This window comes from Dyella soli (assembly GCF_054482295.1).
Genome location: NZ_JBTFFU010000003.1, coordinates 69,284 through 93,314 on the forward strand (window position 1 = coordinate 69,284; position 24,031 = coordinate 93,314).

26 protein-coding genes are annotated in these 24,031 nt (G+C 67.0%); 6 read left to right on the forward strand and 20 right to left on the reverse strand.

The features are described 5' to 3' along the window. Positions 1-97: 97 nt before the first annotated feature. From ACXU4B_RS14620 to ACXU4B_RS14630, 3 genes are all read left to right on the forward strand, one after another. Positions 98-3,298 carry an efflux RND transporter permease subunit gene (locus tag ACXU4B_RS14620; protein ID WP_131411210.1) on the forward strand — a complete coding sequence of 1,067 codons (3,201 nt, stop codon included), beginning with the start codon at positions 98-100 and terminating at the stop codon, positions 3,296-3,298. 184 nt (positions 3,299-3,482) lie between these two features. Continuing rightward, on the forward strand, positions 3,483-4,886 hold the full coding sequence (locus ACXU4B_RS14625) for an efflux transporter outer membrane subunit (RefSeq protein WP_131411208.1): 1,404 nt from the start codon (positions 3,483-3,485) through the stop codon (positions 4,884-4,886). Beyond that, entirely contained in the window at positions 4,883-5,647 is a 765-nt protein-coding gene (locus tag ACXU4B_RS14630) for an SDR family oxidoreductase (RefSeq protein WP_131411206.1), read from the forward strand. The genes ACXU4B_RS14625 and ACXU4B_RS14630 overlap by 4 nt, the downstream gene beginning before the upstream one ends. A gap of 33 nt (positions 5,648-5,680) precedes the next feature. On the opposite strand, the gene ACXU4B_RS14635 is transcribed toward ACXU4B_RS14630, so the two are convergent. From ACXU4B_RS14635 to ACXU4B_RS14690, 12 genes are all read right to left on the reverse strand, one after another. After that, positions 5,681-6,205 carry a hypothetical protein gene (locus ACXU4B_RS14635; protein ID WP_131411204.1) on the reverse strand — a complete coding sequence of 175 codons (525 nt, stop codon included), beginning with the start codon at positions 6,203-6,205 and terminating at the stop codon, positions 5,681-5,683. 141 nt (positions 6,206-6,346) lie between these two features. Then, on the reverse strand, positions 6,347-7,519 hold the full coding sequence (locus ACXU4B_RS14640; protein WP_131411202.1) for an AI-2E family transporter: 1,173 nt from the start codon (positions 7,517-7,519) through the stop codon (positions 6,347-6,349). Further along, positions 7,516-7,806, reverse strand: a complete 291-nt coding sequence (locus ACXU4B_RS14645) for a hypothetical protein (RefSeq protein WP_131411200.1) — start codon at positions 7,804-7,806, stop codon at positions 7,516-7,518. The genes ACXU4B_RS14640 and ACXU4B_RS14645 overlap by 4 nt, the downstream gene beginning before the upstream one ends. Next, entirely contained in the window at positions 7,803-8,270 is a 468-nt protein-coding gene (locus tag ACXU4B_RS14650) for an ABC transporter ATP-binding protein (RefSeq protein ID WP_131411198.1), read from the reverse strand. Before ACXU4B_RS14650 ends, ACXU4B_RS14645 begins: the two co-directional genes overlap by 4 nt. 25 nt (positions 8,271-8,295) lie before the next feature. Continuing rightward, on the reverse strand, positions 8,296-8,661 hold the full coding sequence (locus ACXU4B_RS14655) for an ElaB/YgaM/YqjD family protein (RefSeq protein ID WP_131411196.1): 366 nt from the start codon (positions 8,659-8,661) through the stop codon (positions 8,296-8,298). Between the two features lie 88 nt (positions 8,662-8,749). Further along, positions 8,750-8,905 carry a DUF1328 domain-containing protein gene (locus ACXU4B_RS14660; protein WP_114240942.1) on the reverse strand — a complete coding sequence of 52 codons (156 nt, stop codon included), beginning with the start codon at positions 8,903-8,905 and terminating at the stop codon, positions 8,750-8,752. Between the two features lie 129 nt (positions 8,906-9,034). After that, positions 9,035-9,655: a YbhB/YbcL family Raf kinase inhibitor-like protein gene (locus tag ACXU4B_RS14665; RefSeq protein WP_131411194.1), complete on the reverse strand. Its 621-nt coding sequence runs from the start codon at positions 9,653-9,655 to the stop codon at positions 9,035-9,037. 61 nt (positions 9,656-9,716) lie between these two features. After that, complete coding sequence (locus tag ACXU4B_RS14670) at positions 9,717-10,811, reverse strand: PQQ-dependent sugar dehydrogenase (protein ID WP_131411192.1); 1,095 nt, start codon at positions 10,809-10,811, stop codon at positions 9,717-9,719. Between the two features lie 62 nt (positions 10,812-10,873). Next, on the reverse strand, positions 10,874-11,278 hold the full coding sequence (locus ACXU4B_RS14675) for a DUF3224 domain-containing protein (RefSeq protein ID WP_131411190.1): 405 nt from the start codon (positions 11,276-11,278) through the stop codon (positions 10,874-10,876). A 138-nt stretch (positions 11,279-11,416) separates the two neighbouring features. Continuing rightward, positions 11,417-12,421, reverse strand: coding sequence for a YheT family hydrolase (locus ACXU4B_RS14680; RefSeq protein WP_131411188.1), 1,005 nt, complete (start codon positions 12,419-12,421; stop codon positions 11,417-11,419). Further along, complete coding sequence (locus ACXU4B_RS14685) at positions 12,418-13,236, reverse strand: lysophospholipid acyltransferase family protein (RefSeq protein WP_131411186.1); 819 nt, start codon at positions 13,234-13,236, stop codon at positions 12,418-12,420. The genes ACXU4B_RS14680 and ACXU4B_RS14685 overlap by 4 nt, the downstream gene beginning before the upstream one ends. Before the next feature lie 54 nt (positions 13,237-13,290). Continuing rightward, positions 13,291-13,767 (reverse strand): Lrp/AsnC family transcriptional regulator, encoded by a 477-nt coding sequence (locus tag ACXU4B_RS14690; RefSeq protein WP_131411184.1) that lies wholly within the window; start codon positions 13,765-13,767, stop codon positions 13,291-13,293. A gap of 150 nt (positions 13,768-13,917) precedes the next feature. Between ACXU4B_RS14690 and phhA the strand changes: the two genes are divergently transcribed. Both phhA and ACXU4B_RS14700 read left to right on the forward strand, forming a co-directional pair. Beyond that, on the forward strand, positions 13,918-14,808 hold the full coding sequence (phhA, locus tag ACXU4B_RS14695) for a phenylalanine 4-monooxygenase (protein ID WP_131411182.1): 891 nt from the start codon (positions 13,918-13,920) through the stop codon (positions 14,806-14,808). A gap of 175 nt (positions 14,809-14,983) precedes the next feature. After that, the gene (locus ACXU4B_RS14700) at positions 14,984-15,601 is read left to right on the forward strand and encodes an OmpW/AlkL family protein (protein ID WP_131411180.1); all 618 of its coding nucleotides are present in this window, start codon (positions 14,984-14,986) and stop codon (positions 15,599-15,601) included. Between the two features lie 65 nt (positions 15,602-15,666). Here the strand turns inward: ACXU4B_RS14700 and ACXU4B_RS14705 are convergent, their stop codons facing one another. Then, entirely contained in the window at positions 15,667-16,350 is a 684-nt protein-coding gene (locus tag ACXU4B_RS14705) for an RES family NAD+ phosphorylase (protein ID WP_131411178.1), read from the reverse strand. A gap of 112 nt (positions 16,351-16,462) precedes the next feature. Further along, positions 16,463-16,855, reverse strand: coding sequence for an MbcA/ParS/Xre antitoxin family protein (locus ACXU4B_RS14710; RefSeq protein ID WP_131411176.1), 393 nt, complete (start codon positions 16,853-16,855; stop codon positions 16,463-16,465). 159 nt (positions 16,856-17,014) lie between these two features. Between ACXU4B_RS14710 and ACXU4B_RS14715 the strand changes: the two genes are divergently transcribed. After that, the gene (locus ACXU4B_RS14715; protein ID WP_131411174.1) at positions 17,015-17,551 is read left to right on the forward strand and encodes an SRPBCC family protein; all 537 of its coding nucleotides are present in this window, start codon (positions 17,015-17,017) and stop codon (positions 17,549-17,551) included. 584 nt (positions 17,552-18,135) lie between these two features. On the opposite strand, the gene ACXU4B_RS14720 is transcribed toward ACXU4B_RS14715, so the two are convergent. From ACXU4B_RS14720 to ACXU4B_RS14745, 6 genes are all read right to left on the reverse strand, one after another. Then, positions 18,136-19,905 carry a DUF885 domain-containing protein gene (locus ACXU4B_RS14720; protein WP_131411363.1) on the reverse strand — a complete coding sequence of 590 codons (1,770 nt, stop codon included), beginning with the start codon at positions 19,903-19,905 and terminating at the stop codon, positions 18,136-18,138. Between the two features lie 14 nt (positions 19,906-19,919). Then, complete coding sequence (locus ACXU4B_RS14725) at positions 19,920-21,593, reverse strand: SulP family inorganic anion transporter (RefSeq protein WP_131411172.1); 1,674 nt, start codon at positions 21,591-21,593, stop codon at positions 19,920-19,922. An 88-nt stretch (positions 21,594-21,681) separates the two neighbouring features. Further along, positions 21,682-22,389 (reverse strand): helix-turn-helix transcriptional regulator, encoded by a 708-nt coding sequence (locus tag ACXU4B_RS14730; RefSeq protein ID WP_131411170.1) that lies wholly within the window; start codon positions 22,387-22,389, stop codon positions 21,682-21,684. A gap of 152 nt (positions 22,390-22,541) precedes the next feature. Further along, complete coding sequence (locus ACXU4B_RS14735) at positions 22,542-23,171, reverse strand: glutathione S-transferase family protein (RefSeq protein ID WP_131411168.1); 630 nt, start codon at positions 23,169-23,171, stop codon at positions 22,542-22,544. Further along, complete coding sequence (locus ACXU4B_RS14740; RefSeq protein ID WP_131411166.1) at positions 23,168-23,365, reverse strand: hypothetical protein; 198 nt, start codon at positions 23,363-23,365, stop codon at positions 23,168-23,170. Before ACXU4B_RS14740 ends, ACXU4B_RS14735 begins: the two co-directional genes overlap by 4 nt. Positions 23,366-23,375: 10 nt before the next feature. After that, positions 23,376-23,996 (reverse strand): DJ-1/PfpI family protein, encoded by a 621-nt coding sequence (locus tag ACXU4B_RS14745; protein ID WP_131411164.1) that lies wholly within the window; start codon positions 23,994-23,996, stop codon positions 23,376-23,378. Positions 23,997-24,031 lie beyond the last annotated feature (35 nt).

A 24,031-nucleotide genomic window follows, 5' to 3' on the forward strand; every position in this document is an offset into this window, starting at 1 on the left:
GGGCCAGGGTCGCCTTGTTTCCGCACATCGCGAACAGAGCGCCGAAAGTCCCCGCCCCGGGCGGGAATGGTGCCTACGAGCAACCAGGACGAATGCAATGAAACTCGCCCAATACTTCGTGGACAGGCCGATCCTGGCTGGCGTCCTCTCCGTGCTGATCCTCATCGCGGGCAGCATCGCGCTGTTCAAGCTGCCGATCAGCGAATACCCCGAGGTCGTGCCGCCCACCGTGGTGGTGCGTGCCTCCTATCCCGGCGCCAACCCCAAGGTGATCGCCGAAACCGTCGCCACGCCGCTGGAAGAGCAGATCAACGGCGTGGAAGGCATGCTCTACACCAGCTCGCAGTCCACCAGCGACGGCGCGATGACGTTGACCGTCACCTTTGCGCTGGGCACGGATCTGGACAACGCCCAGGTGCAGGTGCAGAACCGCGTCGCGCAAGCGCAGCCGCGCCTGCCGGAGGAAGTGCAGCGACTGGGCGTGACCACGCAGAAGAGCTCGCCCGACCTCACCATGGTGGTGCACCTGATCTCGCCCGACCAGCGCTACGACATGCTGTACCTGTCGAACTATGCGCGCCTGCACATCAAGGACCAGCTCGCCCGTCTCGATGGCGTCGGCGACGTGCAGATCTTCGGCGCCGGCGAATACAGCATGCGCGTGTGGCTAGATCCGCAGCGACTGGCCTCGCGCCAGCTCACCACGGGCGACGTGGTGCATGCGATCCAGGAGCAGAACATCACGGTGGCGGCCGGTGCGCTGAATGCGCCGCCGGGCCCGACCAACTCCGCCTTCCAGCTCAATATCAACACGCAGGGCCGACTGATCACCGAGGAAGACTTCCTCAACATCATCGTGCGCAAGGACGCCGATGGTTCGTTCACGCACCTGCGTGATGTGGCACGCGTCGAACTGGGTTCCAACAACTACGCGCTGCGCAGCCTGCTCAACAACCAGCCGGCCGTGGCGCTTCCGATCTTCCAGCGCCCGGGTTCCAACGCCATCCAGATTTCCGATGAAGTCCGCGCGCTGATGGTGGACCTGAAGAAGGACTTCCCGCAGGGCGTGGACTACCAGATCGTGTACGACCCCACGGTCTTCGTGCGTGGCTCGATCGAAGCGGTGGTGCATACCTTGTTCGAAGCCATTGCCCTGGTGGTGCTGGTGGTGATCCTGTTCCTGCAGACCTGGCGCGCGTCGATCATCCCGCTGGTGGCCGTGCCGGTGTCGCTGATCGGCACCTTCGCGGTGATGTTGCTCGCCGGCTTCTCGCTCAACGCGCTGTCGCTGTTCGGCCTGGTGCTGGCCATCGGCATCGTGGTGGACGACGCCATCGTGGTGGTGGAGAACGTCGAGCGACATATCGAGCATGGCTTGTCGCCCAAGGAAGCGACGCGCAAGGCGATGAACGAAGTGACCGGGCCCATCGTGGCCACGGCGCTGGTGCTGTGCGCGGTGTTCGTGCCGGCGGCCTTCATCAGCGGCCTCACTGGCCAGTTCTATCGCCAGTTCGCGCTGACCATCGCCATCTCCACGGTGATCTCGGCCTTCAATTCGCTGACCCTGAGCCCGGCGCTTGCCGCGCTGCTGCTCAAGGACCGCGATGCACCGAAGGACAAGCTGAGCCTGCTCATCGACCGTACGTTCGGCTGGCTGTTCCGCCCGTTCAACCGCCTGTTTGTCAGCAGTGCGAACCGTTACGTGGGTGGGGTGAAGCGCATCCTGCGTTCGGGCTCCATTGCGCTCGTCGTCTATGGTGGCCTCGTGTTGCTGGGCCTGTTCGGCTTCGCCCACGTGCCGACCGGTTTCGTGCCGCCGCAGGACAAGCAGTACCTGGTGTCGTTCGCGCAGCTGCCGGATGCCGCTTCGCTGGATCGTTCGGAAGACGTGATCCGCCGCATGAGCGACATCGCGCTCAAGCAGCCGGGCGTGGAAAGTGCGGTGGCGTTCCCGGGCCTGTCGATCAACGGCTTCACCAACAGCACCAACTCAGGCATCGTGTTCGTGACGCTGAAGCCGTTCGACCAGCGTCGCGATTCGTCGCTGTCGGCCGGTGCGATCACCGCCGCCCTGCAACAGAAGTACGCCGGCATCCAGGACGCCTATATCGCGATCTTCCCGCCGCCGCCGGTGAATGGCCTGGGCACGATCGGTGGCTTCCGCCTGCAAGTGGAAGACCGTTCCGACGCCGGCTTCGAGGAGTTGTACAAGCAGACGCAGAACCTGGTTCAGGCCAGTACCAAGGTGCCGACGCTGGCCGGCCTGTTCTCCAGTTACCAGGTGAGCGTGCCGCAGATCGATGCCGACGTGGACCGCGAGAAGGCCAAGGCCGAAGGCGTGGACCTGGCCGACGTCTACCAGACCATGCAGGCCTACCTTGGCTCGCTCTACGTCAATGACTTCAACCGCTTCGGCCGCACCTACCAGGTGAACGTGTCCGCCGAGCCGGGCTTCCGCCATGAGCCGCAGGACATCCTCGGGCTCAAGACGCGCAGTTCGACCGGCGAGATGGTGCCGCTGGGTTCGTTCCTTACGGTCAAGCAGACCGTGGGCCCGGATCGCGTGCAGCACTACAACGGCTATCCGACCGCCGAGATCAACGGCGGCCCGGCACCGGGCTTCAGCAGTGGCCAGGCACAGGCCGCGATCGAGAAGCTGGCGAAGGACAACCTGCCCAATGGCATGACCTTCGAGTGGACCGAGCTGACCTACCAGCAGATCCTCGCCGGCAATACCGCGGTGCTGGTGTTCCCGTTGTGCGTGCTGCTGGTGTTCCTGGTGCTGGCCTCGCTGTACGAAAGCCTGTTGCTGCCGCTGGCGGTGATCCTGATCGTGCCGATGGTGCTGCTGTCCGCCATCTCGGGCGTGTGGGCGTCCGGTGGCGACAACAACATCTTCACCCAGATCGGTTTGATCGTGCTGGTGGGCCTGGCGTGCAAGAACGCAATCCTGATCGTGGAGTTCGCCCGCGAGGCGCAGATCCTCGAAGGCATGGACCGCGTGCAGGCCGTGCTGGAAGCCGCGCGACTGCGACTGCGCCCGATCCTGATGACCTCGTTCGCTTTCATCATGGGCGTGGTGCCGCTGGTGACCTCGCACGGCGCCGGCGCGGAGATGCGCCACGCGATGGGCGTGGCGGTGTTCGCCGGCATGCTGGGCGTCACCTTCTTCGGCCTGATCTTCACACCGCTGTTCTATGTGCTGGTGCGCGGCTGGGGCGAGCGCATGGGCGAACGCCGCCGCGCCCGCAAGGCCGCGCGCCTGGCGCAGGCCGGCAACGTTATCGAGGAGCATTGATATGTCGTTCTTGAAGAACCTCAAGACCACACTTCTCCCTCTCCCCGCCGGGGAGAGGGCCGGGGTGAGGGGCCGCTCCAGCGACACCCTCGCATCGGGCGTGGGCCACATGGATTTCGCCATCGCTGATGGCTGTGCCTGCGAGCCCGTATCCCGCCGCCATGCAGCCAGGAAAGTCGCCGCCATGGCCGCCGCCATCATGCTGTCCGGTTGCGTGAGCGTGGGTCCCGACTATCACGCGCCGCAGGAAAAGCCGGTGGTCGTGCAGGGCGTCACTGCGCAGGAATCGACGCAAACCTTCCAGGCGCAGTGGTGGAAGCAGTTCAACGATCCCACGCTGGAAGCACTGATCCAGCGCGCCGCCGCCAACAGCCCCGACCTGAAGATCGCCTATGCCCGCCTGCGCGAATCGCGTGCGCTGCTCGGCGTGGCGAAATCGCAGCAGATACCGGACGTGGAGACCGTGGCGAACTATTCGCGCAGCCGTGGGCAGCAACCGGGCTTCACCGACCAGCGCACCACCGTCACCAGCTACCAGGCGGGCTTCGACGCCAGCTGGGAGATCGACCTGTTCGGCGGTGTACGCCGCTCGGTCGAAGCGGCCGGTGCGGAAGCCGGCGCCAGCGAGGCGTCACTGCAGGATGCGCAGGTGACCCTGTTCGCCGAGGTGGCGCGCAACTACTTCGACCTGCGTGGCGTGCAGCTGCGCATCGACGTGGCCAATCGCGATATCGAGAACCAGCGCGAATCGCTGCGGCTCATCCACGCGCGCTCGGACATCGGCACCGGCTCCGAGCAGGACGTGGCGAGCGCCACCGCGCGGCTGAAGTTCGTGGAAGCCCAGCTGCCGACCCTGCAGACGCTGGCGCAGAACGACACCTCGCGCCTTGCCGTGCTGCTGGGCGAACGTCCGGGTGAGCTGGACATCGACCTCTCGCCGAAGGGCTTCAAGCCAATCGACGTGGCGCTGGACATCGGCAATGCCGGTGACGTGCTCAAGCGACGCCCGGACGTGCGCGTGGCCGAACGCGAACTCGCTGCCGCCAATGCGCGCATCGGGGTGGCGAAGGCGGACTACTACCCGCACATCCAGCTCGGCGGTTTCCTGGGTTTCCTGTCCGGTCGCAGCAACGATTTCGGCGGTGCCCAATCGCGCGCGTGGTCCATCGCGCCGAGCATCACCTGGTCGGGTCTCAACGTGCAGCGGGTGCGATCCAACGTGAAGGCAAGCGAGGCTCGTGCCGACGCGGCGCTGGCCAGCTACCAGCGTTCGGTGCTGCAGGCCGTGGAAGACGTGGACAACGCCATCGTGGGTTACAACCTGCAGCGCGAGCGCGTGCTCAAGCTGCAGGACCAGGTGACCAACAGCCGCCGGGCCGCCGATCTTGCCCGTATCCGCTACAACGAAGGTGCCGCCGACTTCCTGCAGTTGCTGGATGCCGAACGCACGCAGCTTGAAGCGGAAGACTCGCTGGCCGATGCGCGGGCGTCGATCAACCTGCGCGCCGTGTCGGTGTACAAGGCGCTGGGTGGTGGCTGGCAGGCCTGCGCCAGCGAACGTTGCGACCAGCTGGCCGCCGCTCCATGAACGCTGTGGCCTTTCCGCTCAGGCCAGGCCGGCGTCGGGCCACCGCCGCCGAGCCGGCGCTGGCCCAGCGGATCGCCCTGGTCAGCGGCGCCAATCGCGGCCTGGGCTTCGAAGTCGCGCGGCAGCTTGCCGCCCTCGGCATGACGGTGCTGCTGGGCGCGCGCAACGCCCTGGCCGGCGAGAAGGCGGCGCGCAGCCTGCGTCGCGAAGGTGGCGCTGTGGTGCCGGTGGCGCTGGACGTGACCTCGACCAACGACGTGCGCGAGCTGGCGGCGCGCATCGAAGGCGAATTCGGGCGGCTGGATGTTTTGGTCAACAACGCCGGCGCGTATTTCGACGTGGACAACCAGGCCTCGTCAGTGGACATGGACCTCGTCCGGCAGGCGCTGGAAACCAACCTGCTCGGTGCCTGGCAACTGAGCGAGACGATGCTGCCGCTGATGCAGCTCCACGGCTACGGCCGCATCGTCAATGTTTCCAGTGGTTGCGGTGCCATGGACAGCGAAGGCGCCAGCTGCCCCGCCTATCGCGTCTCCAAGGCCGCGCTCAACAGCCATACCCGCATGTTGGCGTCCGAACTGAGTGGCAGCGGCATCCTGGTCAACGCGGTATGTCCCGGCTGGGTCGCCACCGACATGGGCGGCCATGGCGGCCGGCCCGTGGCCGATGGCGCGGCCGGCATCGTGTGGGCGGCCACCTTGCCCACACGACCCGCGATCACCGGCGGCTTTTTCCGCGACCGGCAACGCATCGACTGGTGACGTGGTGCGACTGCGGGGCACGGGCATCCCGCGTCAGCGGTCGTCCTCGGTGAGGCTCGCCACCATCGGGTAGTGCCCGGACAGTTGCGGGTAGACCTCGTGCACATACGTTTCCGAGGCCGCCAGGTTGCTGCGTACGCGCATGCCGTAGCGTGTCAGGTCGTTCCAGTCGAGCGTCACCACGATGTCACCCACATAGTTGATCTTGCCGGCCTGGATCTCGAAGGGCAGGCGATTCCTGAATTCGGAATTTCGCCGGCCCACGTAGAGGCCGCGCCAGGTGTAGTTGCCGGCGGGCAAGCTCATCACCGTGAAGTTTTCCCCCGGATGCAGATCCAGGATCAGCGATGCAACGGTGAGGTTGGTCGTCTTGATCGCAGTGAGCGCAGGGGCGGGTTCGTCACCGGCTGCGTTGCGTTGGACAAAGACGACACGCGCCACCATGACGCCGGAACCCTGCGGCATCGACGCGGTATCCGGGATATTGGTGCGCTTGATGCCACAGCCACTCAGTGCCAGCGCCGCGAGTGCGGCGAGCAGGTAATGCCGTATTGCCATGTAGCCCCCTGTCGATGGACGGCGTGTCCACCGGGGCAAAAGCGTAAGGCGAGCCAGGCATCGTCGCAAGGCGCGCGCGACCGGAACCCGCTCGCCATGAGTCCCGGCGCGGCTTCCGCTTATACGGTCACCGGGCGGCGATCAGCGCTGCACCATCAGCGCAAACCAGCGCCAGCCGCGCACGCGCTCGCATACCAGCTTGACGCTGGTGAGCATGGGCACGGCCAGCAGCGCGCCGGGAATGCCCCACAGCCAGCCCCAGATCAGCAGCCACAGCAGGATGGCGATCGGACTCAGGCGCATGCGCCGGCCCTGGATCATCGGCGTCACCAGGTTGCCCTCGAACGCGGTGATGCCTGCGAACGTCAGCGCGGGCAGCAGGGCGGGACCGGCATCGTTGAAGTTCATCAGCCCGACCAGGGCGAGCACGGTGGTGGTGGTGATCGCGCCCACATAGGGAATGAAGTTGGCCAGCATGGCGACCGCACCCCACAGCAGCGGATCGGGCATGTGGTAGAGCCACAGCATGCCGGCCGTCACCGCACCCAGCGAAAAATTGATCAGCGTGGTGGTGAGGATGTAGCGCGACACCTCGGTCTGGATGCTGCGCACCACCGCAACGGCGTGTCGCTTGTAACTGAAGCTGGGCGCCGCCTCCACCAGCCGTCGCAACAAGTGGTCGCCATAGACCAGGAAGAAGAACACGAGCAGCACGACGGTGAGGATCGCCGCCAATACCTTGGGCGTCGTCGCCACCACGTCCCAGGCATTGAAGGCCAGCGCGGACTGCGTCGGGGCCGGCGCGCGTGCGCCCTGCCCGGCCACCAGGCTCTGCGTGGCACGGCTGGCCGCCTCCAGTGGTTGCGTGATCATCTTGAGCTTGGGCACGAAACTGCGGATCACCGCCGGCGCTTCGTGGAACCAGCCCAGCGCCGGCTGCGTAAGCATGCCGATGCCGGCGCCGATGCCGACGATCAGGGCGATCATCAGCACGCTGGCGCAGAGCCAGCGCGGCAGGCCGAGACGCGCACCACTGGCGACGATGGGATTGAGCGCCAGGCCCAGGAACGCGGCCAGCACCAGCGGAATCAGCAGCGCCTTGGTCAGGGTCACCGTGTAGAGCAGCGCCAGCGCCAGCATCAGGTTCAAGGCAATGCGGATGCCGCGCAGGTGGCGACGCGCGCTGCGTGCACGCTGCAGGCGGTGTGCGACCAGGCGCGGTTCGCGGTACGACAGCATGGGTACCGCAGGTATCGGCGTGCCCGCCGCGTCACCCGAAGTGGCGGGCGTTTCGGGCGTCACGGGCTGGTTCATGACGGATCGACGCCGCCTTGCGCAAAGTCGGCCACCAGCCGCATGGCCTGGCCCACGACTTCGGCGGCCGTGCCGCCCAGCAATGCGCCGAGGCCGGGCACGCGCAGCGGATGCACATTGAGTTGTCCGAGGATGAAGCCCGCGCCGCCTGCCACGCCCACCGTGGTCAGCGGATGGCGCACGCCGCGCGACAACAGGGCCTGGGCCGGCACCGCCAGCTCGTGGCGCGCATCACGCGAACGGGCCTGCGCCACGCGAACGGCATGAAGCTGCTTGAAGATGCTCACGGCACGTCCTCCGGGCGGGTTTCGTCCCGCGGCTCGGGACGACGCAGTACGTCACGCATCATCGCATTCCACTCGCCCCGCGTCGCCGGCAGGCTCATCCAGTGCATGCAGCGACGGAACAGCAGGATCGCCCCGCCCAGGACACCCAGCTCCAGCAGTGCCAGCACCACCAGTGCCCAGGTCCACGAATTGAACCATTGCGCCAGCAGCCAGCCGGTCAGGCCCAGCAGGGTCAGGCCCAGGCCCACGCCCGCGATGGTGGCGACCAGTCCCGCAGCCAGCAGCCAGTGGACCGCGCTGCGCGCGAGCCCGAGTTCCGCCGCCAGCAGGCTGAGCTGGGCGCCAAACAGTTTCTGGAAGGCGCGGCCGAGGCGACCGAAATCGTCCAGCAGCCCGGGCGGCGGAGGCGATGCCGGTGTCGGTTCGGGCGAAGCGGGCGCGTCGTCGCGTCCGGTCTGGTCCATCCGCTGTCCTCGTCGCCTTGGTCTGTCAGCGACGAAGTATGCGGCCTAACAGCCAGCCGGCGCCAAGGGCAATCGCGACGGACTGCACGGGCTTCTCACGCACGTATTCGCGTGCGCGTTCCAGCCATTCGTCGGCGCGATCGACGGCGTCGTCGTAGGCCTCGCGTCCGCGCTCGCGGTACTCGGAGGCCTTGGCATTGGCCCGCGTAGCCGCTTCGGCCGCCTTGTCGGTGGCGCGGTGGAGGCCTTCCTCGACATGGTCGGCGGCGCGCTCGACGGCTTCCTTGGTGCTTGCCACGGCGCTGGAGGCGGCCTGCTTGACGCGCTCGGCGCGCTCCTCGATGCGATCGGCAGCACTATTTTCCTCATGCGCCGGGACCTGCTTGTTCATGACGTTCTCCGTTGGGACGAGGGATCAATGTACCGAATGCAGCGAACCTGGCGCGCGCCGGGGTGTTGCGTTCCCGGCGCGCCGCAACTCAGCTGGCGCGTCGGAAAAAGGCGATCACGGCGAGGATCAGGAAGATGATGAACAGGATCTTCGCGATGCCTGCAGCCGTCCCGGCAATGCCAGTGAACCCGAACAGGGCCGCAATGATGGCGATGACCAGAAATACCAGGGCGTAGTGGAGCATGGTGTGTTCCTCGTGACGGGGCAGCTCGTCACCCCGCCACCATTCACCCATAGCCCGCGCCTTGCGCGCGTGAAGATTGGCTGACGCCTCCCCCACGTTGGTTTCCGTTCACCCTTCCTTGCGGATCGTTCAGGCCAACGCCGGGTTGAGGTTATAGGTGCCCATCAGTTCGGCCTCGGCCAGCACATGGCCGTCCATCGCCGCGCGCAGCTCGGCAACGGTAAAGCCGTCGGCGAGCCGGAGATTCTCCACGTCCAGCGCGCAGATGCGGAAATGGTAGTGGTGCACCAGCGAGTCGTTCCACGGCGGGCACGGGCCGTCGTAGCCGAGGTATTCGCCGCGCATGTCCGGGTCGCCGGCGAACCAGCCGGTGTAGTCGTTGATGCCCTGCACGCTGCCCGGCGGGCCATACGGAGCCCGCTTGCCGTGCGGCACGATGCCTTCGCTGCACGAGCCCTCGGCCAGTTCGCCGCACTCCACCGGAATGTTCGCCATCAGCCAGTGCACGAACTCGACGCGCGGCAGGTCGGCCGGCACGGTGCGTCCTGCCTGGTTGACGTCATCGGGCTTGCTCGGCACATCGGAATCCATGCAGGTAAGCACGAACGAACGCGTGGCCAGCGGCGCATCCTTCCACGCCAGGTGCGGGCTCAGGTTGTCCGACAGCGCGAGCGGCGCCCCCGGTTTGCCAAACGCAAGCGGTGACGGAATCGGATCGCCGTGTTTGAAATTGTCACTGCGCAGCTGCAAGGCGGTTCTCCTGGAACGTTGGCTTGAATGGGTCAGGCGGCGGCACCGCGGCCGCGCGATATCATGGATTGCGGTAGGTGACACGATAGACCGCGCCGGCAAGATCATCGCTCACCAGCAGGCTGCCATCGGGCAAGGGCTGCACGTCGGCCGGTCGGCCCCAGGCCTTCTCGTCCTGCTCGAAGCCGTCGAGCAAGGGTTCATAGGACACGACCTTGTTGCCATCCAGGCGCACCGTCATCACCCGGTAGCCGGACTTCTTCGTGCGATTCCACGAGCCGTGCTCGGCGATCACGATGGCGCCCTTGTAGCTGGACGGAAACTGCTTCCCCTCGTAAAAGCGCATGCCCAGCGACGCCACATGGGCGCCCAGCTTCAGCACGGGCGGGGTGTAGTCCTTGCAGCTCTTGCCCTTGCCGAACTCCGGGTCGGGCGTGTCGCCCTGGTGGCAGTAGGGAAAACCGAAGTGCTCGCCCGTGCGTGTCACTTTGTTGAGCTCATCGCTCGGCATGTCGTCGCCGAGCAGGTCGCGGCCGTTATCGGTAAACCACAGCTGGCGCGTGCCGGGCTGCCAGTCGAAACCGACCGTGTTGCGGATGCCGTAGGCGACATCCTCGAGCCCGCTGCCGTCGGCGTTCATGCGCGTGATCTTGGCGTAGTCCCTGCCCTTGTCACAGATGTTGCACGGCGCGCCGATCGGCACGTAGAGCTTGCCATCGGGGCCAAAGGCGATGAACTTCCAGCCGTGGTGCGTCTCGGTGGGAAACTTGTCGTAGACCACCTGCGGCGCGGGCGGGTCATCGAGGTGGTTCTCGATATCGCGCAGCACGAGGATCTTGCTGACCGCGGAGATGTACAGGTCGCCGTTCTTGAACGCGACGCCGACCGGCAATTGCAGCCCGCTGGCGATCACGCGCACCTTGTCGGCGTGCCCATCGCCCTTGCTGTCGCTCAGCGCGTAGACCTTGCCGGCGCTGTTGGAGCCGACGAACACGGTTCCCTTCGCGCCAAGGGTGATTTCGCGCGCATTCGGCACGTCATCCGCATAGACCGCCACGTGGAATCCCCTGGGCAGGGCGAGCTTGTCCAGCTGCGGCGCGGCGTTCACCGCCGACGTCAACAGCAAACCAAGCAGGGCGATCATCAGGCGGCGCATGGGCGGCACTCCGTGATGGGGAAGCAACAGCGTATATCGGGCGCAGGCCTCGTGGCGAACACTCAGGGCACGTCGGGCAAGGTGTAACTGAAGTCGTACGAATGCGTGCCGTGGGCGATGATGATCTGCAGCTTGCCGGCGATGCCGGCCAGCTCGTCGGTGCCCGAATCGGGCACGACCGTGATCGAGAGCTGGGGCGTGCCGCGATGCATGCTGCCGGAGTGCTGCAGCGCGAAGCTGCCCCGGCGACCGTGCAGGCTGCCGGTGACCCGCTCCATGGCGACATAGCCGGCCGAGCCGTCGATGGCGGTACCCACCGCCAGCATCTGGCCCCTGCCGGTGCCCTCCAGGTCACCGCGAAACTGCTTGTCGATCGCCATGCGCCCCACGCTGGGGTCGCCCACGCCTTCCTGCGCGGGCTGCGGCGCCATCGTTACTTCGAAGGTTCCCCTGGCAAGGCTGGTCATGACCGTTCCTCATGCGCGTGCGCGGAATGCGCCTGGCGAGCGATGCCCGGGTGCGCATCGCAACGCGTGCATCGTCAGCGTCGCCCGGCTGGCTGTCAACGACACTCCGTGAGCAGGACGTGAGGGCGCGCGTCCCGCTCAGTCCGCCGCCACCGCATTGAAGCGCGCGGCGATGTAGTCGTCGGTGAAACTGGTCATGTCCCAGCCGCGGATGAAGCCGCAGTGGCCGCCGAATTCCGAGATATCGAGCTCGACGTTGGACGGCAGCTCGAGCTTCTCGAACGCGTCCACGGGAATCACGGGATCGTCGCGCGCGGTGAGGATCGTGGCCGGCACGTGCAGGTCCTCGAGCGCGCGGCCGGCCACCGAATAGCCGTCCAGATACGCCTCGAGCGAACCGAAGTCGGTGTGGCGCGACACCAGCGATGCGGTCAGCCCGCGCAGGTTCTGCTTGAGTTCGGACAGTTCGAAGTATTCGCGGTGCGGGAACGCCGCCTGCTTCGCCTGCAGCGAACGGCGCCATTTGTGCATGAAGTACGCCTGGTAGAACCAGGGCGCCGCTTCTTCCAGCGAGAACAGGCCTTCGCTGGGATCGATGATCGGGCACACCGCCAGCGCGTAACTCAGCGGCAATCCCGCCGCCGGCGCGCGCAACGCCGCGCGCAAGGCGAAATTGCCGCCCAGCGAGAAGCCCGCGACCGCCATCGGCCGTGCGGGGTATCGCTGCGCGATGTCGCACAAGGCGTTGACCACTTCATCGATGCGGCAGGAATGGAACAGCGCCTCGTTGAGGTGATGGCTGTCGCCGTGGTCGCGGAAATTGAGGCGGAACACATCCCAGCCATCGGCGAGCAGGCGGCTGCCGGTCTGCAACACATAGGTGGAGTCGACACTGCCTTCCCAGCCGTGGAACAACACAGCCAGGCCGCGCGGCGCCGGCTGTGTCCGCTGCGCGGTGTAGGCGCCGGTAAGGCGCACGCCGTCACCGCATTCGACCGTGACCGGCTCGGCGCCGTGCATCACGGTCTGCGCGGCCTTGGGCAGCAGGAGACGGCGCACGCCGCTCGACGAAAGCATGGTCTGGATGTGGCCACTGCGAAGCGGCCACGGCGGCAGGAAATCCTTTCCCTTCGGTAGCATCATGCGCGGCTGTCGTGGATGGGCTTGTCTTCGAGCGCCAGCGCGATGCGCTCGCGCGCCAGTTCGGCCATGCGGCGGCGCGCCTCGGGCGTAGCCGGCACGGGCTCGAGGAAATGGACCTCGGCATCGAGCGGCGCATCGCCGAGCAGGCGCAGGAAGTTCTGCATGAAATTCTCGTGCTCGCGGAAACCGGCGTCGATGACGCGACGGCCATCGCGCGCAAAGCGCAGCGCCACGGGCTGTACCGGCACTTCGGCGTCCAGGCCGGCCTGGAAGATGCGCGCATGGAACACGCGCAGCACGCCGTTGTGGCCGGTGCCGCCTTCCGGGAATACCGCCACGGAGCGGCCGGCACGCATCCGCTCCACCATCACCTGCATCACCGCGGCCAGCGAATGGTTGCTGCCGCGACGATGGAAGATGGTGCCGCCGCTGGCCGCCAGCCAGCCGACCAGGGGCCAGTTGGCGATTTCGGCCTTGGCCACGAAACAGGCGGCGCGCTGGCTGTGCAGCAGTTCGATGTCGAGCCAGGAGGTGTGATTGGCGACGAACAGCACCGGATCGGCGAGCGGCTTGCCCACCCGCACCGAACGCAGGCCGAAGATGCGCAGCAGCGCCGTCGACCACCAGCGGATGGTGCGGTGCGCAAAGGGCTCGCGGCCGTCCTGCATGACCGCATGCCGGTTCCAGGTCAGGATCAGCGAGCACAGCAGCACACCCAGCACCACGTGCAGCAGCAGCAATGGCACTCGCCAGGCATATCGTAGGGGACGCAACAGGTCGCGGCGGTCCGGGGCGGAAACGGTGTGGGTGTTCATCAGTCGGGTTAGTTTAGCGTTAGTCGTGCGCCCTGCGCCCCGGTATGGAGACTCTCAGCGTTCCAGCTGGGTCAGGGGCAAAGCAGCCGAGCGCTTGACTGTACGGAGGACGAAGCTGGAATTGACGTCGGCCACGCCGGTGGCGTTCAGCAACCGGTCGAGGAGAAAGCGCGAAAAGTCCTGCAGGTCAGCGACATAGACGTGCATCAGATAGTCCATGTCGCCGGTGAGCGCGTAGCACGCCACCACTTCGTCCCAGCCGTTCACCAGCTCCACGAACCGCTCCACCGCGGCGCTTTCGTGCTTGCTCAGCTGCACGCGGACGAAGGCCTGCAGGCCCAGGCCGACGGCCTGCGGGTCCACCTGGGCGGTGTAGCCGGTGAGAATGCCCTCGGACTCCAGCCGCTGCAGGCGACGCAGGCAGGCGGAGGGCGACAGGCTCACGCGCTCGGCCAGCTCGGCATTGGTGATGCGCCCCTCGCCCTGCAACACGGCGAGAATGCGCAGGTCGGTGCGATCCAGGGTGGCCACGGCAATAAAACTCCACTTTTGTTCCAGTGACGGGCTGATTATTGCGCAAACATCGCTTTGGTGAGCAACTAAACAATCATCGTGCGCCGCATCGGCCATATGCTGTGCCGTCAGTCCCTCAATGATGGCCTGCGCCGTCCGGAGCCCTCCATGAACACCACGCCACGCCGCGTCGAACACCAGCAGACCGACCGGGGCTACGTGCCCGTGTATGCCACCGGCGTGGTGGAGCAGCCCTGGGCCAACTACACCCGCACCGACCATGAGGTCTGGGACACGCTGTACAAGCGCCAGCGCGAGCTGCTGCCTGGCCGCGCCTGCCGGGAATTCCTCGAGGGTGTGGAGCGCTTCGGCCTGGGCGACGGAGGCATCCCCAGGTTCGCCGACCTGAACAAGGTGCTGGGCGCCACCACCGGCTGGGAGCTGGTCGCCGTGGAAGGCCTGCTGCCAGACGAGGTGTTCTTCGACCACCTGGCCCATCGCCGTTTCCCGGTGAGCTGGTGGATCCGCAAGCCGGACCAGCTCGACTATCTCAGCGAGCCCGACCTGTTCCATGACCTGTTCGGCCATGTGCCCCTGCTGCTCAATCCGGTCTTCGCCGACTACATGCAGGCCTACGGCCGCGGCGGCATGAAGGCGTTCGCCATCGGCCCCGAAGCCCTGATGAACCTCACGCGCCTGTACTGGTACACGGTGGAATTCGGCCTGATCAACACGGCGGACGGCCTGCGCATCTATGGCGCCGGCATCGTCAGCTCCAAGGGCGAGTCGATCTATTCGCTCGATTCGCCCTCGCCCAACCGGATCGGTTTCGGCCTCGAGCGCGTCATGAGCACGCGCTACCGCATCGACACCTACCAGCAGACCTACTTCGTCATCGACAGCTTCGAGAAGCTGTTCGAAGCCACCCGCCCCGACTTCACGCCGATCTACGCGAAGCTGCGCGAGCAGCCGGCCCATGCGGCGGGCGACGTGCTGGACAGCGACCGCGTATTCACCCGCGGCAATCGCGAGGGCTGGGCGACCAACGCCGATACCTGAGCGTCGATAAGGCCATTCCCCTGGCAGCGCGGCCCGCCCCTTGGCGGGCCGTTCCGTTTCTGGACCTCGCCGCCTGCGTCCGAATGCCGTACGACGATCTGATCTAGGTCAGGCGCAGGCAACGACTTCCTAACGACCATGACGTCATTCCCACCGAAACGAACGGAACGACCTCATGAAAAGCCTGCTCCCTTTCGCCTTTGCCGCCACCCTTGGCGCGTTTGCCGTTTCCACCGTCCATGCCGAAGGCAACGACTCGTGGGTCGTGCGCATTGGTGGCGCCGTGGTTGCCCCCAAGGACAACAACGGCACTCTCGCCGGCGCAGGCGCGGACGTGAGCAGCAGCACGCGACCGACGATCGACCTCGAGTACATGTTCACCCCGAACTGGGGCGTCGACGTGCTGGGTGCGTGGCCGTTCCAGCATGACGTCAGTCTCGCCGGGCTGGGCACGGTGGCGCGCACCCGGCAATTGCCGCCGACGTTGGGCGTCAACTACCACTTCATGCCCGACGCCGCCTTGTCGCCGTTCCTGGGCGTGGGCGTGAACTACACCAACTTCTTCGACACCCATGGCACCGGTGCGCTTTACGGCCAGCGCGTGAGCATCGCCAACAGCTGGGGCGGCGCCGTACGTGCGGGCTTCGACATGAAGATCAGCGACAACTGGCTGGCCACCGTCGATGTGCGCTGGGCCGACATCGAGAGCGATGTGAAGGTCAACGGTGACAGGATCGGCAAGGCCAAGATCGATCCGGTGGTGTTCGGCGCCAGCGTCGGCTATCGGTTCTGAAAGGGGGAGCCCGGCCGGCATGGAAGCCGCAAGGCCCTTCGAAAGAAGGGCCTTTGTTTTGCCTGCTACGCGCGTTTCCACTCGTCGACGGTCAGCACCTGCGCGATGCGTTTGCCGTCCCAGCGATACATCAGGTGCTGCGCCTGGACGCAGGGCGCCACGCGGTCGGGATAGAACACGGCGGCACATTCGCCACCCTGGTGGCGCACGCTGTCGTACACGATGCCGTCCGATCCTTCGGCGCGCAGCCGTCGCGCCAGGGCGATGCCAGCGGCATAGCTGTTCGGGTCGTGCACGGCTTTCCAGCCGCCGCGCAGGTCGTGCAGCCGTGCCTGGATGCTGGTGCGGTAGCAGCGCATCTCGATGTCGCAGGCGGGTTCGGCAGTGGCGGCAAGGAAGCGCTCGCGGTGGTACACCGTTTCCTCGACTGCGGTGGCCACGCTGTGCGCCGCGTAGAACACGCCCCAGCTGCCATCGGAGAACCGGCTTCCTTCCGGGTTGAGATGGGTAAAGGCCGCCATCACGGGCGTGCTGCCGGGGCCACTGATGCGCCGCGCCGGCGGTACCAGGCGCAGTTCGCCCACTTCGTCGCGCAGGCGCGGGTTGGTCATGGCCTCGATGGCGTACAGCGCCTCCAGGTCCTGCGGTTCGGCGATGCGATCGAACACGCCGACGGGTGGAAAGCGGCTGGGAACGATACGAAACGCCTGGCTCCAGCGGATGCGTTTGAGCGGAGGGTTGTCGGCCATGACAGGGCGGTTCTCAGGCAATCTGCCGGAGCAGTGAGTATGCAAAGTCGACGTGTCGCCGGCTGCGACGCGTCCCTCAGTCGGCGATCACCGCCCGCGGGCGAGGCCCGGGTCAGCCGCGCTGCGCATCCAGGTACTGGCGCACCACGTAGAGGTCGGCCACGTTGCCCGACAGCATGCGCTGCAGCGCGGACTGGCCGCCGAACAGCGGCGACTGGTTGGCGCGGTGGATCCAGCCGTCGGCCTGCTGCGGATCGGGAAACAGGATCTGCAGATCCTTGAAGATGCCCAGCAGGTAACTGATGCGCTCGAGGGTGTCGCGGCCCAGGGTGCCGGCCTGCAGGCGCTTCCACTTGTAGAAGGTCGATTCCGGCGGGTCGCCCAGCAGGCGGCGCTGGTCGGCAATGCGCAGGTTCCAGCGTTCGGCGAGGCTGAAGAACGCCCGCAGCGCGGGGCCGCCGAGGTCGGCGGCGGGAATGCTTTCAGGCTGGAGATGAGCGGCCATGGCGAAACTCTCCCAGTGAAGTCGTTTGTGATTCTACTTTACTGGTGAATGTTTCGCCACCCCGGCTGACCGGTGCGGCTGCAGCCCATCCACCGCCCGGCCGATGTCCCGGCCCCGCGCCGCGTCGCATACTCGACGGGACTCCCGGGGAGATTCGCCATGCGCGCCAGCGTCATCGTGTTGTTCTGCCTGATGGCATTACCCTGCACCGCTGCCAGGGCAGAAGTGAAGGAAGCCGCCGCCGACCACCTGCTGCTGCAGGACAGCCGCACGGTGCGGGTGGCGCCGGACCGGCTGTATGCCGCGATCGTCGACATCGGGCACTGGTGGAGCAGCGACCACACCTATTCGGGCGACGCCACGCACCTGAGCATCCAGGCCGAGGCCGGCGGTTGCTTCTGCGAACGCTGGGCCAACCAGAGCGTGGCGCATGGACGCGTACTGATGGCGGCGCCAGGCCATCGGCTGCGCCTGGATACGGCGCTCGGCCCGCTACAGGCCATGGCTGTGCAGGGCGTGCTGACTTTCACCATCAAGCCCGCCGCGGGCGGCGCCACATTGCAACTCGACTATCTGGTCAACGGCGCCAGCAGCAGCGGACTGGACAAGGTCGCGCCCGGCGTCAATGAAGTGCTGATGCAGCAGCTGCAGCGTTTGCAGCGGTTTGCGGAGACGGGGAAGGCAGAGGCGCCTTAGCCCCTCTCCCCTCGGGAGAGGGGTTGGGGTGAGGGTGCGGGGTTTGCGCGGGGTTTGTATTCCGCGCTCTGCCCGAACCCTCATCCGCCTGCGACCAAAGGGAGTCCCTGTGGGGCCGGCACCTTCTCCCGATGGGAGAAGGGATCCTTCGATGGATCCAGGGTTAGCCCCTCTCCCCTCGGGAGAGGGGTTGGGGTGAGGGTGCGGGGCTTGCGCGGGGTTTGTATCTCGCGCTCCGCCCGAACCCTCATCCGCCTGCGACCAAAGGGAGTCCCTGTGGGGCCGGCACCTTCTCCCGATGGGAGAAGGGATCCTTCGATGGATCCAGGGTTAGCCCCTCTCCCCTCGGGAGAGGGGTTGGGGTGAGGGTGCGGGGCTTGCGCGGGGTTTGTATTCCGCGCTCCGCCCGAACCCTCATCCGCCTGCGACCAAAGGGAGTCCCTGTGGGGCAGGCACCTTCTCCCGATGGGAGAAGGGATCCTTCGATGAGCCTTGCTTTAGCCCCTCTCCCCTCGGGAGAAGGGCTCCTTCGATGGATCCTGGGTTAGCCCCTCTCTCTCCGGAGAGAACGGGAAACCACACCCTTACGGCACCTTCCTGCTGTCCCTGGCGCAATCGCAGCCGAAATCGGGCGCCGGGCCACCGTCGGCAATGAAGCGGTCGATGCGCTGTTCCAGCACCGGCAGCGGTACCGATCCCAGTTGCAGGATGGTGTCGTGGAAGTGGCGGATGTCGAACTTCGGGCCCAGTGCCTGCTCCGCCTTCTGGCGCAGCTCCAGCATCTTCAGGTAACCCAGTTCGTAGGACAGCGCCTGGCCCGGCCAGCTGATGTAACGGTCCACTTCGTTGGCGATCTCGCGATCGGACAGCGCGGTGTTCTGCGTCATGTAGTCGATGGCCTGCTGACGCGTCCAGCCCAGGTGATGGATGCCGGTGTCCACCACCAGGCGGCAGGCGCGCCACATCTGGTAGGTGAGATAGCCGAAGCGGTCGTACGGGGTCTTGTAGATGCCCATCTCGTTGCCGAGATATTCCGAATACAGGCCCCAGCCTTCGCCGAACGCGGAGATGTAGCCCTCGCGGCGGAACGCCGGCTGGCCCTTCTGTTCCCCCGCCAGCGCCAGCTGCAGCGAATGACCGGGTGCGGACTCGTGCAGGGTCAGCGCGGCGACGTTGTACAGCGGGCGCGAGGGCAAGTCATAGGTGTTGACCAGGTAGCTCGACGCGCCGCCGCGACCGGAGGTGTAGTAAGGCGCGATATCGGCCGGCACCGGCACGATGGCAAAGCGCTGGCGCGGCAGGCGGCCGAATTCCTTGGCGAGCTGGCCGTCGACCTGCTTGGCTACCCAGGCGCTGCGCATCAGCAGCTCGTCGGGCGTCTTGGCGTAGAACTGCGGGTCGGTGCGCAGGAAGTGCAGGAACTGGGCGAAGTCACCCTTGAACCCGGTTTCCTGCATGGTCTTGACCATCTCGGCGTGGATCTTCGCCACCTGGTCCAGGCCGACCTGATGGATCGCATCCGGGCTGAGGTCCAGCGTGGTGTATTCGATGATCTGCTGGCGATACCACGCCTTGCCGTCGGGCATGGCTTCGGCCGCCAGCGTGGTGCGGGACCTGGGCACGTATTCGTTGTGGAAGAACGCAAGCAGGTTGCCGTAGGCCGGAATCACCTTGCCGGCGATGACCTGCTTCGCTTCGCTGCGCATCTTCGCCGCCTCCGCGGGCGCGATCGACGACGGCATTTTCTCGAACGGCTTGTAGAAGCTGCTCTGCGTAGGGTCCTTCAGCCCGGCCACGGCAGCGATGGAGACATCGCGGCCCTTGAGCACCTCGCGCGGCACCGTGAAGCCTCGCGCCAGGCCATCGCGCATGTTGGCGATCTGCTGCTGGAAGTAGGACGGCACCTGGCCGAGGCGATCGAGATAGCGGTGGTAGTCCTCCGGCGTGCGCAGGTTATCGGCTTCGAGCACATAGCCCAGGTCGCTCCAGAACGCCGAGTCGCTGTTGAACGGCATCTGCCACTGCTTGAACTGCTGCACGGCGAGCAGGTTGCGGATCTGCGCCCGGTAGATCGCGTAGTTGACCTGCTCTTCCGGCGCCAGCTGCTTCGGATCAAGCGTGTCGAGGCTGGCCAGCACCTTCTGCCAGTAGTCGAGGCGATGCTGCTGGGTGGCGGCGTCGACGTTGTCCAGCCGCGCGCCGTTGGGCTGCGCTTCGCCGGAGGTGCTGATGCCCGACTGCCCGTTACGCCACGCCCACTCCTGCTCGTAGATCTGCCGGAAGCGGGCATCGGCGTTCTGCTCTGCCCAGGCCGGCGCGGTCACTGCGAGGGCGGCCGCGGCCAGCCAGGTCATGCGTAGAGGTTTGTTCACTGCGGGGTTCCCTTGACCGAAGAAGAAGAGCGGAGCGATGGCGCCAACACGGCATCCTCCACGCTCCAGTCTTCCAGCGCCTGTGGCGGAAGCTGGGGCAGCGCCATGCGCGACAGGGCGTCGCGCGCGGCGTCCTTTAATCGTGCCACGCGCAACTCGATCCCACGAGCACCGAGCCAGGCCGCGAAATCGCCCAGGGACTCGAGTGCGGTGCCATCGAGGTCGGGCGACTCTTCCAGGCTGAGGACCACGCGGCGCAGCGCGTGATCCGCGTCGATGCGCTGGCGTGCCTGCGCCAGCACGGCTTCGGCGTTGGCGAAGAACAGCGGTTCCTCCGGGCGCACGATCAGCATGCCCGTCACGGGCACCGCGCCCGGGTGCCGCGCCACATCGACAAAGTCGTGGCCGTCGGCCAGGCGACCGAGCACGCTCAGCCGCGGCGTCGCGAGCTGGCGCAACAGCATGATCAGGCTGAAGGCGATGGCGACCAGCAAGCCATTGAGAATGCCCAGCGACAGCACGCCCAGCACGGCGGCCAGGGCCACCAGCCGGTCCCGGTGCCAGCGCAGGTAGGGCGCGAAGGTCGACAGGCGCAGCGACTTGCTCACCGCGTGGATCACGATGGCCGCCAGCACGGGCTGGGGAATGCGTTCGATCCAGCGCAAGGCCAGCACCACCAGCAGCAACACGCTGGCGGCCGCGATCAGGCCCGCAAGGCGCGAGCGGGCTCCGGCAGCCTCGTTGGCCGAGGTCCCCGAATAGCCGGCGCCCACCGGCATGCCCTGCAAGGCACCGGCGAGCACATTGGCCACGCCGAGCACGAGCAGGTCGCGGTTGGGCGCGACCGCATCGCCATGCTTGAGCGCGAAGCCCCGGATCGAGCTGTACGACTCGGCATAGAGGATGAGCAGCAAGGCAGCGGCCAGTTCGATGCTGGGCAGCCATTGCCCGGGCTCCGGCCAGCGGGGCCAGCCGAGTGAAAGCGCCAGCTGGATGGGCCCGGTCAACACCACGCCTCGCGCCGCCAGCCAGGCCGACGCGGCCACTCCGAGCGCGATGGCCAGCAGGCTGCCCGGCAAGCGGCGCACGCGTTCGCAGGCAAACAGCAGCACCAGCGCCAGCACGCCGGTAGCCAGGGCCGCCGGCTTCACCTGCGCGAACACGGCGACCAGTTGCACCAGCAGGGCCGGCACGAAATCGCCGTGCACCTCCGGCACGCCCAGCAGGTGCGGCAGCTGCTTGAGTGCGATCACGCAGGCCAGCCCGAACGTGTAGCCGCGCAGCACCGGCCGCGCGATCAGGTGCGACAGGCCACCCAGCCGCGCGAGACCGGCGATCAGGAAACACAGGCCGGCCAGCAGCACCAGCATGGCACCGACCGCGGCCCGCATTGCGTTGTCGCCACCCGCGAGCGCCAGGGTGCCGGCCGCCAGCACGGCGGCAGACGAGGATGTCGCCGAGACGATGGCGTAACGGCTGCGGCCCAGCAGCCCATAGGTGGCCAGCCCGACGAACAGCGCGATCACGCCGGCCTGCGGCGGCAATCCCGCAATGCCCGAATAGGCGACCGCCTCGGGCAGCAGCAGGCCGGCAATGGCAAGGCCTGCCACGAGGTCCAGGTGCCACGCGGGCGAGGCGGCGGATTCGGAGGGGACACCAGTCGGCGACATCGATCACTCCGGCACGGGTGGCGGGGCTGAGCGTAGCCGATTCGCCGCTCTTGCTCCCTCTCCCCGGCGGGGAGAAGGAGCAAGGCACTCAGCCTTCCATGCCTTCGTAGTAACCGCGCATGGCCTGCAGGTAGGCGTCGAGGTTGCGCCCCTCCACTTCGCCGAAGCGCTCGCCGGTAATGGTGCAGCTGGCGATGCGGTCGGGACGGAAGTTGCGGAAACCCACGCGCAGCCGGCACCAGGTCCCCAGCGTCCACGCGCCGCCCCAGAACGCCAGGCACAGCGGTTCGACCTCGCGCGTGCTGGCGCGGCCAGCCTCGTCGCTGTAGTCCAGGCGCAGCACCTGGTGGTCGGTGATGGCGGCATTGAGCCGATCGATCTGCGCCGCCAGGTCGCTCTTGCTCTGGTCGCGCCAGATCGGCGCGTAGATGCGCGTGCGGCCCGCACGTTCGCGCAACTCCGGCGGCAGCACCGCTTCGATCTTCAGCAAGGCGGCTTGTGCGCTTTCCGCCAGCTTCTGCCCGGCGAAGGCACGCACGAAGCGCGTGCCGACCACCAGCGATTCGAGCTCGTCGGCGGTAAACATCAGCGGTGGGATGTCCGAACCCTTGCGCAACAGGTAACCCACGCCGGCCTCGCCTTCGATCGGCACGCCGGAGAGCTGCAGGTCGGCCACGTCACGGTAGACGGTGCGCAGCGAGACACCCAGCGTGCCCGCCAGCTGCCGGGCCTGCAGTGCGGTACGACGCCCCCGCAGGGCGTGGATGATGAGGAACAGCCGATCGGCGCGACGCATCGGCGCATGATGGCCGAGCGGCGGGGCGACAGCCAGCGCCGGGAGTCACGTTTGGGGAATGACATGGTGGGCGGTACCCCGCTGCCCGCCACCCCGGTGAACACCGTCAGGGCGGCGATCACCGGCGGGCAAGTCCGTCGCGGTCATCGGCGTCATGCCGCCTGCGTGGCGGCGAGTTCGGCATCCAGCGCCGCGGCACGCTGCATCGCCGGCCGCGCGGCGATGCGCTCGACATAGGCGGTGATCACCGGCAGCTCCGGCACCAGCTTGAACATCGTGGTCCAGCGCAAGGCGCAGCCCCACAACACATCGAGCGCACTGAAGCGTTCGCCCAGCATGTACGGGCCGCGTTCGAGCTGGGCCACCAGCGTGGTGAACATGGTGTCCCAGTCGCCATAAGGACAGGTCGAAGGCTGCACGGGGTCGCGTTTCATCGAGCGATCCACCAGCGCAGGCTCGAAACACGAACCGTAGAACACCATCCAGCGCAAGTACGGTCCGCGCAGCGCATCGCCGACGGGTGGCGCCAGCCCCTTCTCCGGGTACAGGTCGGCCAGGTACAGGAACACTGCCGGCTGCTCGGTGACCAGGCCGCCGTTGTGCCAGATGGCCGGTACCTTGCCCATCGAATTCACTTCCGTGTAGCCCGCCTGGCGCTGTTCGTTGCGCCTGAAGTCGAGCACGCGGAGGTCGTAACGGACCCCCAGCTCCTCGAGCAGGGCGCGCGTGCCGCCGGAGCGGCTGTTGGGCGCGTGGTAGAAGATGACGCGTTCGGTGCTCATGTCGCCGCGCCCTGCAGGGGTTTGTGAGCAGCCGCCGGCATGCGCTCGGCGACCACTTCGGTGCTGGCTTGCGCCGGCTTCGCGGCCACCGGCGGCGTCGGCTGCGCCGGCAACTTGTACTGGCCATCCATCAGCAGGCCGCGCAGGTACAGCGGCCGGTAGGCCATCAGGATCTTTCCGATCGACAGTGCCATGACGTCCTCCTCATGCAGCCGCGGCGGCGGCCGAGACTTCGCCCGCGCACCACGGCGGCGGCAGCGCGTGCTTGAACATGCGGTACCAGTGCTCGCGATCGCTGGGGCTGTAGAGGTCAAGCGTGCGAATCACCTCGCGCGCAAACTCCACGCCGCCCAGCTGGCTGGCGGTAATCACGCCACCGTCGCTGACCGCCAGCACGGTGGCGTCGAACTGCTCGGCGCCGGCATAGCCGGGCACGTGGGCGCCGATGTGGCCGGGCCAGCTGCCGGTATGACGGCAGGCATCCAGCAGGCCGGCCCGGGCCAGCACCAGCACACCGCTGTCGACGGCCGCGACCGGCGCACCGGCCGCGTGCACGCGGCGCGCCGCATCCACCGCCTCGTCACCCTGCCCGCGCTCCCACAGGTAGCCGCCGGGCACGATCAGCAGGGCGGCACGCTTCAGCTCCAGCTCGGCCAGGGTCAGTTCCGGCAGCACCCGCAGGCCGCCCATGGACAGCACCGGCTGCCGCGAGAACCCCACTGTCTGCAACCGCCATTCGCCCGGGCGGCGGATCTCGCACAGGGCCTGCGCCGCATGCCAGTCCGCAAAGCCATCGAACGCCAGGAAATACACCGTATCGCGCATGAGCATCCCTCCTTGTGATGGTGGCCAGTGTGGCC

Excerpts from the sequence above, each read along its gene's own strand:
- ACXU4B_RS14620 (WP_131411210.1), top strand. The coding sequence starts at position 98 with ATGAAACTCGCCCAATACTTCGTGGACAGGCCGATCCTGGCTGGCGTC.
- ACXU4B_RS14625 (WP_131411208.1), top strand. The coding sequence starts at position 3,483 with ATGGCCGCCGCCATCATGCTGTCCGGTTGCGTGAGCGTGGGTCCCGAC.
- ACXU4B_RS14630 (WP_131411206.1), top strand. The coding sequence starts at position 4,883 with ATGAACGCTGTGGCCTTTCCGCTCAGGCCAGGCCGGCGTCGGGCCACC.
- ACXU4B_RS14635 (WP_131411204.1), bottom strand. The coding sequence starts at position 6,205 with ATGGCAATACGGCATTACCTGCTCGCCGCACTCGCGGCGCTGGCACTG.
- ACXU4B_RS14640 (WP_131411202.1), bottom strand. The coding sequence starts at position 7,519 with ATGAACCAGCCCGTGACGCCCGAAACGCCCGCCACTTCGGGTGACGCG.
- ACXU4B_RS14650 (WP_131411198.1), bottom strand. The coding sequence starts at position 8,270 with ATGGACCAGACCGGACGCGACGACGCGCCCGCTTCGCCCGAACCGACA.
- ACXU4B_RS14655 (WP_131411196.1), bottom strand. The coding sequence starts at position 8,661 with ATGAACAAGCAGGTCCCGGCGCATGAGGAAAATAGTGCTGCCGATCGC.
- ACXU4B_RS14660 (WP_114240942.1), bottom strand. The coding sequence starts at position 8,905 with ATGCTCCACTACGCCCTGGTATTTCTGGTCATCGCCATCATTGCGGCC.
- ACXU4B_RS14670 (WP_131411192.1), bottom strand. The coding sequence starts at position 10,811 with ATGCGCCGCCTGATGATCGCCCTGCTTGGTTTGCTGTTGACGTCGGCG.
- ACXU4B_RS14675 (WP_131411190.1), bottom strand. The coding sequence starts at position 11,278 with ATGACCAGCCTTGCCAGGGGAACCTTCGAAGTAACGATGGCGCCGCAG.
- ACXU4B_RS14680 (WP_131411188.1), bottom strand. The coding sequence starts at position 12,421 with ATGATGCTACCGAAGGGAAAGGATTTCCTGCCGCCGTGGCCGCTTCGC.
- ACXU4B_RS14685 (WP_131411186.1), bottom strand. The coding sequence starts at position 13,236 with ATGAACACCCACACCGTTTCCGCCCCGGACCGCCGCGACCTGTTGCGT.
- phhA (WP_131411182.1), top strand. The coding sequence starts at position 13,918 with ATGAACACCACGCCACGCCGCGTCGAACACCAGCAGACCGACCGGGGC.
- ACXU4B_RS14700 (WP_131411180.1), top strand. The coding sequence starts at position 14,984 with ATGAAAAGCCTGCTCCCTTTCGCCTTTGCCGCCACCCTTGGCGCGTTT.
- ACXU4B_RS14705 (WP_131411178.1), bottom strand. The coding sequence starts at position 16,350 with ATGGCCGACAACCCTCCGCTCAAACGCATCCGCTGGAGCCAGGCGTTT.
- ACXU4B_RS14710 (WP_131411176.1), bottom strand. The coding sequence starts at position 16,855 with ATGGCCGCTCATCTCCAGCCTGAAAGCATTCCCGCCGCCGACCTCGGC.
- ACXU4B_RS14715 (WP_131411174.1), top strand. The coding sequence starts at position 17,015 with ATGCGCGCCAGCGTCATCGTGTTGTTCTGCCTGATGGCATTACCCTGC.
- ACXU4B_RS14720 (WP_131411363.1), bottom strand. The coding sequence starts at position 19,905 with ATGACCTGGCTGGCCGCGGCCGCCCTCGCAGTGACCGCGCCGGCCTGG.
- ACXU4B_RS14725 (WP_131411172.1), bottom strand. The coding sequence starts at position 21,593 with ATGTCGCCGACTGGTGTCCCCTCCGAATCCGCCGCCTCGCCCGCGTGG.
- ACXU4B_RS14730 (WP_131411170.1), bottom strand. The coding sequence starts at position 22,389 with ATGCGTCGCGCCGATCGGCTGTTCCTCATCATCCACGCCCTGCGGGGG.
- ACXU4B_RS14735 (WP_131411168.1), bottom strand. The coding sequence starts at position 23,171 with ATGAGCACCGAACGCGTCATCTTCTACCACGCGCCCAACAGCCGCTCC.
- ACXU4B_RS14740 (WP_131411166.1), bottom strand. The coding sequence starts at position 23,365 with ATGGCACTGTCGATCGGAAAGATCCTGATGGCCTACCGGCCGCTGTAC.
- ACXU4B_RS14745 (WP_131411164.1), bottom strand. The coding sequence starts at position 23,996 with ATGCGCGATACGGTGTATTTCCTGGCGTTCGATGGCTTTGCGGACTGG.